13 protein-coding genes are annotated in these 13,917 nt (G+C 65.6%); 4 read left to right on the top strand and 9 right to left on the bottom strand.

What is annotated here, in order from left to right; translation table 11 throughout:
- The first annotated feature begins 82 nt into the window (after positions 1-82).
- Positions 83-1,003 carry a LysR substrate-binding domain-containing protein gene (locus ACVW17_RS37780; RefSeq protein ID WP_456798892.1) on the top strand — a complete coding sequence of 307 codons (921 nt, stop codon included), beginning with the start codon at positions 83-85 and terminating at the stop codon, positions 1,001-1,003.
- A 56-nt stretch (positions 1,004-1,059) separates the two neighbouring features.
- Here the strand turns inward: ACVW17_RS37780 and ACVW17_RS37775 are convergent, their stop codons facing one another.
- The 8 genes from ACVW17_RS37775 to ACVW17_RS37740 form a co-directional block, all read right to left on the bottom strand.
- The gene (locus ACVW17_RS37775) at positions 1,060-1,869 is read right to left on the bottom strand and encodes a MetQ/NlpA family ABC transporter substrate-binding protein (RefSeq protein WP_456799030.1); all 810 of its coding nucleotides are present in this window, start codon (positions 1,867-1,869) and stop codon (positions 1,060-1,062) included.
- A 92-nt stretch (positions 1,870-1,961) separates the two neighbouring features.
- Positions 1,962-3,302 carry an LLM class flavin-dependent oxidoreductase gene (locus ACVW17_RS37770; RefSeq protein ID WP_456798891.1) on the bottom strand — a complete coding sequence of 447 codons (1,341 nt, stop codon included), beginning with the start codon at positions 3,300-3,302 and terminating at the stop codon, positions 1,962-1,964.
- 43 nt (positions 3,303-3,345) lie between these two features.
- Positions 3,346-4,299, bottom strand: a complete 954-nt coding sequence (gene epsC / locus ACVW17_RS37765) for a serine O-acetyltransferase EpsC (protein ID WP_456798890.1) — start codon at positions 4,297-4,299, stop codon at positions 3,346-3,348.
- Between the two features lie 17 nt (positions 4,300-4,316).
- The gene (locus ACVW17_RS37760) at positions 4,317-4,889 is read right to left on the bottom strand and encodes a flavin reductase family protein (protein WP_456798889.1); all 573 of its coding nucleotides are present in this window, start codon (positions 4,887-4,889) and stop codon (positions 4,317-4,319) included.
- A 135-nt stretch (positions 4,890-5,024) separates the two neighbouring features.
- Positions 5,025-6,254, bottom strand: a complete 1,230-nt coding sequence (locus ACVW17_RS37755; RefSeq protein WP_456798888.1) for an acyl-CoA dehydrogenase family protein — start codon at positions 6,252-6,254, stop codon at positions 5,025-5,027.
- A gap of 54 nt (positions 6,255-6,308) precedes the next feature.
- The gene (locus ACVW17_RS37750; protein WP_456798887.1) at positions 6,309-7,313 is read right to left on the bottom strand and encodes an NrtA/SsuA/CpmA family ABC transporter substrate-binding protein; all 1,005 of its coding nucleotides are present in this window, start codon (positions 7,311-7,313) and stop codon (positions 6,309-6,311) included.
- Positions 7,314-7,323: 10 nt separating this feature from the next.
- On the bottom strand, positions 7,324-8,049 hold the full coding sequence (locus tag ACVW17_RS37745) for an ABC transporter ATP-binding protein (RefSeq protein ID WP_456798886.1): 726 nt from the start codon (positions 8,047-8,049) through the stop codon (positions 7,324-7,326).
- Positions 8,046-8,816 carry an ABC transporter permease subunit gene (locus ACVW17_RS37740; RefSeq protein WP_456799029.1) on the bottom strand — a complete coding sequence of 257 codons (771 nt, stop codon included), beginning with the start codon at positions 8,814-8,816 and terminating at the stop codon, positions 8,046-8,048. The genes ACVW17_RS37745 and ACVW17_RS37740 overlap by 4 nt, the downstream gene beginning before the upstream one ends.
- 399 nt (positions 8,817-9,215) lie before the next feature.
- On the opposite strand from ACVW17_RS37740, the gene ACVW17_RS37735 reads away from it, so the two are divergent.
- Entirely contained in the window at positions 9,216-10,310 is a 1,095-nt protein-coding gene (locus ACVW17_RS37735; protein WP_456798885.1) for an LLM class flavin-dependent oxidoreductase, read from the top strand.
- Positions 10,311-10,315: 5 nt separating this feature from the next.
- On the opposite strand, the gene ACVW17_RS37730 is transcribed toward ACVW17_RS37735, so the two are convergent.
- Positions 10,316-11,656, bottom strand: coding sequence for an LLM class flavin-dependent oxidoreductase (locus ACVW17_RS37730; RefSeq protein WP_456798884.1), 1,341 nt, complete (start codon positions 11,654-11,656; stop codon positions 10,316-10,318).
- 315 nt (positions 11,657-11,971) lie between these two features.
- On the opposite strand from ACVW17_RS37730, the gene ACVW17_RS37725 reads away from it, so the two are divergent.
- On the top strand, positions 11,972-13,600 hold the full coding sequence (locus ACVW17_RS37725) for an FAD-dependent oxidoreductase (RefSeq protein WP_456798883.1): 1,629 nt from the start codon (positions 11,972-11,974) through the stop codon (positions 13,598-13,600).
- Positions 13,597-13,917 (top strand): 4Fe-4S binding protein, encoded by a 321-nt coding sequence (locus tag ACVW17_RS37720; protein WP_456749837.1) that lies wholly within the window; start codon positions 13,597-13,599, stop codon positions 13,915-13,917. Before ACVW17_RS37725 ends, ACVW17_RS37720 begins: the two co-directional genes overlap by 4 nt.

Here is a 13,917-nt window from a genome sequence, read left to right as displayed (position 1 = left end):
CCCGCACCCAGCAGATTGATCTTTCCGTTCCGTCGCGGGATTGTAAAATTCGAAATATCGTTCGCTGATATCGGAAAATTTTATGTCTCTGACGTTCCGTCAGGTCCGGCATTTTATTGCGACGGCGGAGAGCGGCCGCGTTTCGGCGGCCGCGGCCGCGCTGAGCGTGACGCAGTCGGCGGTCACCTCGTCGATCAAGGCCCTCGAGGCCGAGCTCGGCCGCAAGCTGTTCGACCGCCACTCCAATGGCGTGACGCTGACCTTTGACGGCCACGAATTCCTGCAGCGCGCCCGCGCCATCGAGGCGAGCGTGTCAGATGCGATCCGGGGACCGCATCGCTGGGGAACACAGGTTGACGGCACGGTCGACGTCGCCGTGAGCTACACCGTCGCCGGATATTTCCTGCCGCCGCTGCTGTCGCGGTTCTGGCGGTCCTTTCCGGGCATCACGGTCCGGCTGCACGAGTTTCAACGCGACGCGATCGAGCAGAGCCTGATCAGCGGCAGCGTCGATGCCGCGATCATGCTGATCGCGAACCTGCACGACCGCAACTCGATTCGCTCGCGGCTGCTGCTGCGCTCGCCGCGCCGGCTGTGGACATGCGTCAATCATCCGCTGCTGCGCAAGGACAGCATCAAGCTGACCGACCTGGCGAGCGAGCCCTATCTGATGCTGACCGTCGATGAAGCCGAACGCTCGGCGATGCGTTACTGGCAACATACGGCGCATGTGCCGAACGTCATCTTCCGCACCCTGTCGGTCGAAGCGGTTCGCAGCATGGTCGCGACCGGCATGGGCATCACCATCCTTTCCGACATGGTCTACCGTCCCTGGTCGCTGGAGGGACATCGCATCGACCTCAAGACGCTCGACGACGATGTCCACACCATGGATGTCGGGCTGGCCTGGAAGAACGAGGCGAAGCTGTCGCCGGCGGCGCGCGCGTTCTGCGAGTTCGTCGCCCATTCCTATCCTGGCGCCGAGCCGGTCGAGTTCGACTGACGTCCGCGCTACGGCGGGTAACGGCTGCTCGCGGGGCCGTCACAACTCTCGGACGGTCATTTCAGGTAATCCGGCAGCGTAAACCCGTCATAGAACCGATCCGACAGGATCGCGGTCTTGAAGGTCTGCGATTTGTAGCCGGCAACGATATCCTGCGCCCACGCAGAATCCGCATTGGCCTTCTTCACCGCGACCACGTTGACATAGGGCGTCGTCATCTTTTCCAGCGCGAATGCATTGGTCAACTTCAAGCCGCTGTAGATCGCGAAGTTGCCCTGGATGGCGGCGAAATCGACGTCGTCGAACGCGCGGGGCGCCTGTGCCGCTTCCAGCGGCACGATCTTGATGCCGCCGGGATTCTTGATGACGTCGAGTTCGCTGACGTCGACCGGCTTGGAGTCACGGATCTCGACGAGGCCGAGGTCGCGCAGGATCCAGAGCGCACGCTGCAGATTGACGGGATCGTTGGGCACGGCCACGGTCGAGCCGGGCTTGATCGGCGAGCCCACCGCGTGCTTCTTCGAGTAGAGCCCCATCGGCGGCGTCGGAACGTGGACGATGCCGACCAGGTCGGTCTGCTGCCGCTCGTTGTAGGAGTTCAGGAAGATCGTGTGCTGCATGACATTGGCGTCGATCTCGCCCTTGAACACGGCATTGTTGGCCTCCAACCCGGTCGAGAACTCGACATAGCGGATATGGTAGCCCTTCTTCTCCAGCTCCGGTGCGACGCCGACCTTGAACTCGTCGATATAGGGGCCCGGCACAAAGCCAACCTTCAGATCGGGCTTGGCCGGAGTCTCGGCGCGCAGGGCGGCGCCGGAGAGGACGCCGAGCATGAGAACGGCCGAACGGAGCAGGAAACGCATCGTCTTCATTGGAAACGTCAGATCCTTGGTTGTTGAGGCAAACATCGACCGCGGCCAGCGCGGGGCCGGCCGCACCTGAGACCGTCACGCGATCACGCGATCGCCTTGATCGATCCGGAGAACAGGCTCTCCGGCCGGTCCAAGCCGTAATGGTCGCGCAGCGTCATGCCGGCGTACTCGTCGCGGAACAGGCCGCGCTTGCGCAGGATCGGCACCACCTGCTCGGCGAAGAGATCGAAGCCGCCAGGCAGCCAGGGCGGCATCACGTTGAAGCCGTCGGCCGCGCCATTCTCGAACCAGGTCTGGATGTTGTCGGCGATCTTCTCCGGCGGACCCGCGATCACCCAGTGACCGCGGGCGCCCGCCAGCCGCTGCACCAGTTGACGGATGGTCGGCTTCTCTCGATCGACGATATCGACCACGAGCTTGAAGCGGCTCGCCACCCCGCGGGCACTGCCGGTGTCGATCAGATGGCGCGGGAAGGGCACGTCGAGATCGAAGCCGGAGAGGTCGAGCCCGATCATCTGGCGCAGCTGGGTCAGCGAATATTCCGGCTGGATCAGCTCGTTGAACTCGTCCTGCAGCCGGTCGGCCTCAACCTGCGTGCTGGCGATGAACGGGCTGATGCCGGGCAGGATCTTGACCTGATCGGGGTTACGGTCGAAAGCGCGGGCCTGTCGCTTGATGTCGGCATAGAATTCCTGGGCGCTGGCCAGCGTCTGATGCGCGGTAAAGATCGCCTCGGCAAAGCGCGCGGCAAAGGCGCGGCCATCGTCGGACGAGCCGGCCTGGACATAGACCGGCCGTCCCTGCGGCGTCCGCGAGATGTTGAGCGGACCGCGCACCCGAAAATGCTTTCCGACGTGATCGATCGGGTGAATCTTGCCGGTGTCGGCGAATACGCCCGACGCGGGATCGTTCACCACGGCGTCGTCTTCCCAGCTATCCCACAGCCGCGTGATGACATCGAGATATTCCCGCGCCCGCTCGTAGCGTTCGTGGTGCGGCGGATGCTCGGGTAGGCCGAAGTTCTGCGCCGCCTGCGCCGTGCTCGTGGTGACGATGTTCCAGCCGGCGCGGCCGCCGCTGAGATGATCGAGCGAGGCGAACAGGCGGGCAAGGTTGTACGGCTCGGTGTAGGTCGTCGATGCGGTCGCGATCAGGCCGATGCGTTTGGTCGCGACCGCGATGGCGGCCAGCCAGGTGATCGGCTCGAAGCGGAAGCGTTGCGCATAGCGGACATTGTCGGCGAGGGCCGGTCCGTCGGCGAAGAAGATCGCGTCGAATTTCTGGGCCTCGGCACGCTGCGCCAGTTCCTGGTAGTAGGTGACGTCGAGGATGCGATCCGCGGCAGACCCCTTGTAGCGCCAAGCCGCCTCGTGATGGCCGCCGGGATAGATGAAGAGGTTGAGGGAAAGCTGCCGTTTGCTCATGTCGGGGCTCGCAGATTCTGCTTGTTGTATCGGAGGGGGCGGCTCAGGCGCCGCTCGAACTGTTTCGTGCGGTGGCCTGCGTCACAATGCTGTTCGGCGGCACGTCCTTGGTCAGCCAGACGTTGCCGCCGATGGTCGAGCCGCGGCCGATCGTGATCCGGCCGAGAATGGTTGCGCCGGCATAGATCACGACGTCGTCTTCGACGATCGGGTGACGCGCGTCGCCCTTGATCACAAGGCCTTCATCGTCGGTCGGGAAGTGCCGCGCGCCGAGCGTGACCGCCTGATAGACCCGGACGTTGTTGCCGATGATGGCGGTCTCGCCGATCACGACACCGGTGCCGTGATCGATGAAGAAGCCGGAGCCGATCCGGGCGCCGGGATGAATATCGATGCCGGTCCTGGTGTGGGCGATCTCCGACATCAGGCGCGCCACCAGCCGGGCGCCGATCTGATAGAGCAGGTGGGCGAGGCGATGGTGGATGATGGCGGTCATCCCGGGATAGCCGATCAGGATCTCGGGAAAATTCCGCGCCGCCGGGTCGCCGACGAACGCCGCCCGCAGATCGTTGATCAGGAGCCCGCGCACCTGAGGCAGCTGGGCGGCGAAGCCGCGCGTCAGCTCGATCGCTTCCTCTTGCACAAAGCCCGGCTCAAGCTCGTCGCCGACGAACAATGCGCCGCGATGAATCTGCGCGCTGAGCGAATCCAGCGCCGTGCTCAGCGTGTTGCCGACGAAATAGTCGATGTTCTCGCCGTCGAGATCCGATTGGCCGTAGTGACGCGGAAACAGCGCCTCGGTGAGGCCATCGAGGATCAGCTCCAGCGCGTCGCGCGAGGGTGCACGGCGAGGCTCGCCGTCGCGTCGGATGCTGTGGGTCTCCTCGCGCGACGTGCGCAACTCGGCCACGATCCGGTCGAGTTGCCAGCGACCCGGCGCTCGGCCGACCGTGCCGGCGGACGACGGAGGTGACGGTGGTGGTGTTTCGCGCTTCATGCGGTGCCCTTCCTGCCCTAACGGACATGCGCCAAGGGAATGCTGACTTCGGCCAACAGGTCGAGATCGGCTTCGTGATCGATTTGGACATACTGTCCGTTCCAGTAGGTGAGGCCGGACAGCCGATGCGACAATTCCATGCTGGAGAGGCGGCCGACGATGATGCCGTGGGAATGCCGCTCGATGATCTCCTCGACCTGGCATTCGACGACGGCAAGCGACTGCAGCAGCAGCGGCACGCCGGAGGCGCCATGCGTCCAGTCGGTGCCGTCGAAGCGCTCACGGCCTCTCAGCTGGCTGTTGCTGAAGCGCTCGGCCAGGGCCTGCTGGTCCGAGCCGAGGATGTTGACGCCAAACAGCCGATGGCGGGCGATCGGTGCGAACGACGATGCCTGCCGGTTGATGCTGACCAGGAGCCGGGGCGGACTGGCGCTGAGCGAGGTCAGCGAGGTCACGGTCATGCCGGTGATGTCCTCGCCCTGTCCGGCGGTAATGATGCAGACGCCGCCGGGGAGGCGGCGCATGACAAGGCGGAATTGACGCTCGATCTCGTGGTCGGCGTCGACGAGATGGATATCCGGCTTGCTCATCGGTGACTCCCTTGCCTTGCCTCGCCGGATCGGGCCTCGCTAGAGCATTTTCGAGCGAAGTGGATACCGGTTCGCGTGAAGAAAACGCGTCAAACAGGAATCTAGGGCTCCGTTCCGATGCATCGGAACGGAGCCCTAGAAGAAGCCCTTGGCGGGCAGCGGCGTGCCGCTGATCTCGTATTGTCCGATCGAGCGCGTCTTGAAGGTGTTCGGATTGTGTGACGCCAGCGTGCGCGCGTTGCGCCAGTGCCGGTCGAAATTGGTCGCCTTCTTGGTGGCGGATGCGCCGCCGACGTCGAATAGCAGGCTGCCGCTCCGGATCGCGAATTCGTCCGCGACGATCTTGGCCTTGGCCGACAGCAGTGCGGCCCTGTGCGCGGCATCGCCGGCGTTCGCCTCGCCGGCATCGAAGGCATCGGTGGCGGCGTCGAGCGCTTCGGCGGCCGCCAGCACGACGGTCTCGGCGGCGAACGCGCCGCTCGCGATCTGGCCGACGGTCTGTTGCAGCAGCGGATCGTCCGCCGGAACCTCGCTCGGCGCATAGTAGAACGTCCGCTTGCGGGTGCGCACCAGGTCGGTGGCGTCCCGCAGCACGGCGCGCGCGATGCCGGCATTGATCGCGGTCAGGAACAGCTGGGCAAACGTGTTGGAGTAGGGGATGCCGTAGCCGGCATCCGGTGCATCGAACACCACCTCCTGCCGCTTGACGCGCACATTGCGGAAATGCGTGGTGCCGGTCGCCGTCAGCCGCTGCCCGAGGCCGTCCCAGTCGTCGACCAGCTCGATGCCGTCGCGCTTGACCGGAATCAGCACGGCCGCGTTGGTCGCGGATGCATCGGCGGTGCGGACCAGCACGTAGTCCGAATACAGCGTCCCGGTGCTGTAATATTTGGTGCCGTTGAGCAGGTAATCGTCGCCGTCCGCGGTGAGTGTCGTGTTCGGCGTGACATTGCCGACCTTCGGCGTGTCGAGCTCGGTCGCCGCAAGGCCGATGATCGCGCCCTCGGCGACCGCCTTCTGCCACTGTCTGTGCTGCTCGTCCTTCGGTCGACGCACCAGCCGTTCGACGACGCTGAAATGGTTGCGCAGGATATGCGCGACATTGGCGTCGGCTTCGCCGAGGCGGATGACGATCTCGAACAGGGCGCGGATCGACAGGCCGGCGCCGCCGGCCTCGAGCGGAAGCCGGAGTGCGCCGAGCCGGGCCTTGCGAATGAGATCGATCTCCGCAAACGGCAGCACGCGCTCGCGCTCGCGGTCGCTGGCTCCTTCCGCGATACGGCTGAGCAGCGCGTCGATATCGAGCGCATGATTGCCGAGGCGGTCGGAGGGCTCCAGCGAAGTGGCGGTGACGGGCTTGTTCATGGATGTCTTCCGAATGGCGGCGCGAATGGCGGTGATTGAGTTGACGGTTGTTGATCAGACCTGTGCCAGGTGGTCGGTGACCTTGATCGGCTCCGGGAGCACTTTGCGTGCGACCAGCCAGTCGGCGGCGCGTTGCAGCTCGGCAAGGAAGCTCTCGTCATTGGCGGCGAAGTAGCGATACTGCCGCTTCAGCGCGATGAACTGGTCGCGGACCTGGTCGCTGTACTTGCCGGCCTTCTGCGCGATGTATTCGGCGTCCTTGCTGTTCTCGGAGATCCATTTGCCTTCGGCGCGGAAGGCATCATTGACGGCGCGGACCAGTGCGGGATTGTCGGTCGCGAATTTCCTCGTGGTCAAATAGGACGTGTAGTCGATCTGGAACTCGAGATCGCGGCCTTCCAGGAAGATGTCGTGCGCCTTGTATTCGAGCCGGGCGATATCGACGCCGGGGCTCCACATCGACCAGGCGTCGACCTTGCCGGAGGCCAGCGCCGGCGCTGCATCCGGCGGATTGAGATAGACGAACTTCACCTTGGAGCGGTCGACGTTGTGCTTCTCGAGCGCTGCGACCAGCAGGAATTCGCCGAGACCGGAGCGGTTCACCGCCACCGACTTGCCGACCAAGTCCTCGACCTTGGTGATGCCGGAGTCATCCCGCGCGATGATCGCAGTGGTGCGGGGCTCGTAGACCACGAACTGGGTGAACACCAGCGGCGAGCCGGCAATGATCGCGGCGAGCGCCGGCGTCGTGCTGCCGCCGAAGCTGAAATCGGCGCTGCCGCCGGTCACCGCCTGCAGCGTCGGGGCGTGATTCGGAAACGGTCCCAGCCACTCGACCTTGATGCCGTCCTTGGCCAGCAGCTTCTCGAACTCGCCGCGTTCCTTGGCGATCAGGTTGAGCCCGCTCAGGCCCCAGGTCAGCCGCACCGTGTCGGTGACGCGGCCGTTTGCCGCCTGCGCGGGCTCGCAGAAGTCGAAGCCGGCGAGCGCGCCGATGCCGAAGGCCGCGCCGCCAAGGAAGCTACGGCGGGTGGGCTTGGTGAGCTGGGAGGGAGACATCGAATGGTCCTCAAGCAGGGATGGGGTGAGCGGTGCCGACGCCGAGCTCCGCGAGCAGGTCGGTGCGTGCGATCGGCGCTGCGCCGTCGCGTTTCATGCGGTGCTCGAACGCAATCCGGCCTGCGCGCATCACCAGGATGCGGTCGGCAAGCGCAATCGCCTCGTCGACGTCGTGAGTGACCAAGAGAACGCCGGGCCGATGCGCGTCGACCAGCTCGCGCACCAGATCGTGCATGCGAATCCGGGTCAGCGCGTCGAGTGCGGCAAAGGGCTCGTCGAGCAGAAGCAGTTGCGGCTCCTGCACCAGCGCGCGTGCCAGCGCCACGCGCTGCGCCTGTCCGCCCGAGAGATTGCGCGGCCAGTCATCGAGCCGGTCGCCGAGTCCGACCTCGGTGAGCGCGCTCGCGGCACGCTGCCGGGCGTCGGTGGCGTTGAGGCCGAGCGAGACATTGCGCCACAGGCTGTCCCACGGCAGCAGCCGGTGCTCCTGGAACACGACCGCCGGCCGCCGCGGCGCCGTGATGCGCCCGCCGTCGATCGGATCGAGGCCGGCCAGCGCCCGCAGCAGCGTGGTCTTGCCGCAACCGCTCTCGCCGAGCAGGACGACGAACTCGCCGCGCTCGATGCGCAGATTGAGGTTCTCGATCACGACGCGATTGCCGTAGGCCCGACGCAGGCCGGTCACCACGACGGCGGGTGCAGCCGCGCTCGATGAGGGTGCCACGTGCACGGTCATCGCGTACTCCCATAGTTCGGATGCCAGGCCAGCAGCCGTCGCTCCAGGGCGCGCGCGATGCCGTCGGCGGCGACGCCGATCAGCGCATAGATCACGATGGTCAGCACGATCACGTCCGTGCGCAGGAATTCGCGTGCATCCATCGCGAGGAAGCCGATGCCGGATTGGGCGCCGATGGTCTCCGCGACCACCAGCGCCAGCCACGCGGTCGCCAGCGCATAGCGGACGCCGGTCAGGATCGAGGGCAGGGCACCGGGCAGGATGACGCGCCGGATCAGCTCAAATGTGCCGAGGCCCTGGACGCGGCCGAGCTCGACCAGCTTTGGGTCGACCTGCCGGATTCCTAGCGTGGTGTTGATGTAGATCGGGAAGGCGACGCCGAGCGCGACCAGGAATATCTTCTGCGCTTCGCCGACGCCGAGCCAGACGATCACCAGCGGCAGCGCGGCGAGGAACGGGATCGCGCGGATCATCTGAATACTGCGGTCGATCGCAGCCTCCGCGATCCGCGAGAAGCCAACCAGGATGCCGAGTGCAAACCCGATGCTGCCGCCGATCGCAAACCCGGACACCGCGCGCAGCAGGCTGACGCCGAGATCGTTCAGGAGGCTCCCCGATGTCGCGAGCTTGACTGCCGTTCGGACCACCTTGCTTGGAGCCGGCAGCACCTGCGGTGAGAGCCAGCCGGCCTGCGCTAGCAATTCCCAAACGATGAGAAGTACGAGCGGAGCAAGCCACGACAGCAGCAGCAGACTGTGCCGGCTGATCTCGAAGCGTGCCGTCCGCGCCGTCGACGCGGTACGATCGCCGCGTTGCGCGGAATCGAAGGCAATCGATGGCGTAGCCTGTTCGAGGTTGCTCAAATCTGTTCCGTCCTCGTTCAACGTGCGCGAAGATCATCGATCGCGCGCGGCACGGCTCATCATTCTCTCGCTCGGCGGTTTGCCGTCGTTCGAAAGAGCGCGCCGTTCATGCGACGCAAACTGTCCCACGATTTTTCGCAGACAGAAATAGAGCCGTTTTCCAATTGTCGCTGCGTTCGGAGTTTTCTCGTTTCCCGCCGCGCGCGGCGCGGCAAGGAAAATCTTTTGATGCGCCGCTGCTTGATCTGTCGGCGTGCTTCTTCGAAAACACGGCGGTGTAACGGGAGATATCGGAGAGACGTCATGTCGGCACGACCGCTTCGCTTTGGCATCTGGGCGCTGGTCCATGGTTCGCGCGGTGCCTATCAGGATCCGGAGGAGCCGTATGACGCATCATGGGAGCGCAATCGCGATCTCGTGCTTGCGGCTGAGGCGCTGGGCTATGATTCCACGCTGATCGCGCAGCACACGATCAATCCGCATCAGGAGGATTTCGATCAGCTCGAGGCCTGGAGCGCCGCAGCGGCCGTCGCCGCATTGACGAGCCGGATCGAGATCATTGCGGCTATCAAGCCCTATCTCTATCACCCGGTGGTGCTCGCCAAGCTTGCGCTCGGGATCGAGAACATCAGCCGCGGACGCTTCGCGATCAACTTGGTCAATGCCTGGAACCGGCCCGAGCTCGACAAGGCCGGCATCGGTTTTGCCGAGCATGATGCCCGTTACGCCTATGGACGGGAGTGGATCACGATCGTCTCGCGCCTGATGCAGGGCGAAAGGCTGACCTACAAGGGCGAGCATTTCGACGTCCGTGACTATCTGTTGCGGCCGACGAGCCGCTATCGGCCGCGGCCGTTGATCTATGTCGGCGGCGAGTCGGAGCCGGCGCGCGCGTTGGTCGCCGACCATGGCGACGTCTGGTTCATCAATGGGCAACCGCTCGAGGATGTGGCCGGCCTGATTGCCGACGTTGCGGCGCGGCCGCGGACGTCAGCGCCGCTCCGTTTCGGGCTGTCCGCGTTCGTCGTCGCACGCCAGACGCAGGCCGAGGCGCAGGCTGCCTATCAGCGGCTGCTCGAGCTGTCGCGGCAGGATGCGCCGGTGAAGGCGATCCAGCGACAGAACACCGATCCGAAGGTCGTGATGATGCAAACCATGCAGAAATCGGAACGGGTCGGCAGCAATGGCGGCACCGCGGCGGGGCTGGTCGGCAGCTATGACGAGGTGGCGGCCCGGATCGGGGCGTTCCATGCCGCCGGGATCGAGTTGTTCATGCTCCAATTCCAGCCTTTCGAGGCCGAGATGGAGCGCTTTGCGAAGGAGATCATCCCGCGCGTTCGCGCTGCGTCATCTGCTGCCGCGACCGACACTCCGCCGCTGCTGGCCGGATCGCGCTAGCTGCGTCACGCGGTGGCCACAGTCCCGATCCGCCGCGCAAAGCGGCTGACCGGCCGCGGCAAGCCGAAATGCTCGCGCAGGGTGGCGCCTGCATAATCGGTTCGGAACAGGCCGCGCCGCTGCAGGATCGGCACCACGCTGTCGACGAAGACCTCGAGCCCGGTCGGCAGCACGTCCGGCATCAGGTTGAAGCCGTCCGCCGCGCCCGCCCTGAACCAAGATTCGATATCGTCGGCAATCTGTTCCGGCGTGCCGACGATGATGCGGTGTCCGACCCCGCCGCCGAGTGCGCGCAGCAGCTGGCGGACCGTGAGGTTGCCGCGCCGCGCGATGTTCACGGTACCCTGGAACATGGTGTGGTTGGCGTTCGCGGGCAGCGGCAGCGGATCGGGCAGCGGCTTGTCGAGATCGAGGATGTCCGGATCGACCTGCAATGTGCCGGCGAGACGCGCGAGACTGTATTCGATCGGAACCAGCTCCCACAGCTCATCCTGCCGCCGCTTCGCTTCGGCTTCGGTGCTGCCGATCACGGTGGCAAGTCCCGGCAGGATGATGATGGAGTCGCCGGTGCGGCCGTAAGCTGCGGCGCGGGCACGCAGATCGCGCGCATAGGCGACGCCTTCGTCGATCGTCTGCGCCAGCGTGAACACGGCTTCGGCCTGCGCGGCAGCCAGATCGCGACCGTCGCTCGAGCCGCCGGCCTGCACGGTCACCGGACGGCCCTGCGGCGAACGCGGCACATTGAGCGGGCCGGCCACGGCGTAATGGGCGCCGCGATGCGCGATCGGATGCACCTTCGACGTATCGACAAACCGGGCGGCGGTCTTGTCGCCGACAAAGGCGTCGTCCTCCCAGCTGTCCCACAGCGCATGGACCACTTCGGCGAACTCCTTGGCGCGCTCGTAGCGGGCCTTGTGCTCGAGCACGTTGTTGAGGCCGAAATTGCGGCCGGCCGCCGCGTCGGCGGTGGTCACCGCGTTCCAGCCGGCGCGGCCGCCGCTTGCGAGGTCCAGCGTCGCGAAGCGGCGCGCGATGTTGTAGGGCTCGTTATAGGTGGTCGAGGCGGTCGCGATCAGCCCGATATGGCTGGTCGCCGCGGCGACCGTTGCCAGCACGATGGTCGGCTCCATCGACATGAAGGATCGATAGTCGATGCGGTCGGTGATCGCCGGCGTGTCGGCCAGGAAGATCGCGTCGAGCTTGCCGCGCTCGGCGATCTCTGCGACGCGCACGTAATGACCGACGTCGAAGCAGGCGCGCGGATCGCTTTCCGGCAGCCGCCAGGCCGACGCGTAGACGCCGGAGTGCAGCAGATTGACGTTGAGATGAAGCTGACGATCGGACATGGCTGCCACGCAGTGAAATGAGATGTTTTCCGACATATCGCCTGTCGCGCGACAAGGGAACGAACGGCTGGCGCGTGCATGCAAAAAGAAATATCCGCCTCCGCCGCGTGGTTTGCGGACAAAACTCGTTTTCCTCTCTGGCATTGGACGAAACGTCCGCCGCGCCGGTGCATGATTATTCTTCGCTGAGCGGCGGCAGGGGAAGCTTCGTCCAAGTCCGTTCAAATATCTGAAATTGCCAGGGGCGCACGCGCGCGTAAGCATGTTGCTGCGGCGCATCTGCAAGCGATTGGTGTCGCGTGGAGAAGCTGGACGATGACAACCAACGATCGACGCGCCGAACGGCGGGCCGGAACGGACGGCTCGGTTGAATTCGACGCCGATGTCCTGGTGATCGGCGGCGGACCGGCGGGCACCTGGGCTGCGGTGAGCGCTGCAGAGCGCGGCGCCCGCGTTGTGCTCGCCGACAAGGGGTTTTGCGGCACGTCGGGCGCGACCGCGGCCGCCGGCACGGGTGTCTGGTATGTCGATCCCGATCCGGCGTTGCGTGAAGCCGCCATGGCCAACCGCGAGAAGATGGGCGGGTATCTGCAAGACCGCGGCTGGATGGCGCGCGTGCTCGACCAGACCTATGAGGCCAGCAATCGTTTGGCAGCGTGGGGCTACCCTTATCCGGTCGATGACAGCGGCAAGTCGCAACGCAATTCGCTGCAAGGACCGGAATACATGCGCCTGATGCGCAAACGTACCAAGCAGGCCGGCGTCACCATCCTGGATCACAGCCCCGCGCTCGAGTTGCTAGTCGACGATGACGGCGCGGTTGCCGGCGCCAGCGGCGTGCGCCGGCAGAAGCACGACCGCTGGATCGTGCGCGCCAAGGCTGTCGTGATCGCGACCGGTGGGTGCGCGTTCCTGAGCAAGACGCTGGGCTCGAACGTGCTGACCGGCGACGGCTATCTGATGGCCGCGGAGGTCGGTGCCGAATTCAGCAGCATGGAGTTCTCTAATCCTTATGCGATTTCGCCGGCGTTCGGCTCGGTGACTAAGACGCTGTTCTATGGCTGGGCGACCTTCAGCTACGAGGACGGCAGCGTGGTTCCCGGCGCGGCATCCAAGGGCGGCCGATCGGCGATCGCGCGCGCATTGCTGCAAGGGCCGGTCTACGCCCGCCTCGACAAGGCCGATGACGAGGTGCAGCGCGACATGCGCGCATCGCAGCCGAATTTCTTCCTGCCGTTCGATCGCACCGGCATCGATCCGTTCAGCGAGCGGTTTCCGGTGACGTTGCGGCTCGAAGGCACCGTGCGCGGCACCGGCGGCCTTCGCATTGTCGACGACAGCTGCGCCACCAGCGTGCCGGGGCTCTATGCCGCCGGCGATGCGGCGACGCGCGAATTGGTCTGCGGCGGCTTCACCGGCGGCGGCAGCCACAACGCCGCCTGGGCGATGTCGTCGGGGACCTGGGCCGGCTGGGGCGCTGCCGGCTACGCCCGGCAGCTTGGCCCGGCGCGGCAGCGCCGCCTGGCCTCCGCGGGAACAGTTGCGTTCCGAAGCCGATCGCGCCGCCCGTTTGAGCCGGCCGCACTGGCGCGGGCAGTTCAGGATGAGGTCTATCCGTATGAGCTGAACTACTTCCGGCACGCGTCGCGGCTCGAGGGCGCGCTGGCGCGGCTCGATGCGGCGTGGGCCGATGCGTCGGCGGCCGACGCCGCGAGCAAGGATGATCTGCTGCGCGCCCGCGAGAGCGCGGCCATGCTGGCGACGTCGCGCTGGATGTATCGCAGCGCGCTGGCGCGTACCGAAAGCCGCGGCATGCATCGCCGCGACGATTATCCCGATCAGGACGATCGGCAACGCCATTATGTGACGAGTGGCGGCCTGGATCAGGTCTGGACCGCGGTCCGGCCGCATGCCGACGCCACTTACGCCGAGGCTGCGGAATGATCGAGGTGATCGACGCCGAACGCTGCACGTCGTGTGACATCTGCGTGAATGTCTGCCCGACCAATGTGTTCGATAAGACGGATGGAATTCCGGTCATCGCCCGCCAGGGCGATTGCCAGACCTGCTTTCTCTGCGAACTCTATTGTCCCGAGGACGCACTTTACGTCTCGCCCTATGCGGATACCCCTTGCCCGACCGACGTAGTCGCGCTACGGCAGACCGCCGCATTGGGCAGTTACCGCCGCGCGGTCGGCTGGACCGACGAGACGCGCGATCTCCGCGGCATCGACCGCAGCTATCTGCTCTTTGGTCATTGA

Source organism: Bradyrhizobium sp. USDA 4473 (genome assembly GCF_054063335.1).
The sequence above is the reverse complement of the archived record's forward strand: the minus strand, read 5'-3'. Positions and strand labels throughout refer to the sequence as shown.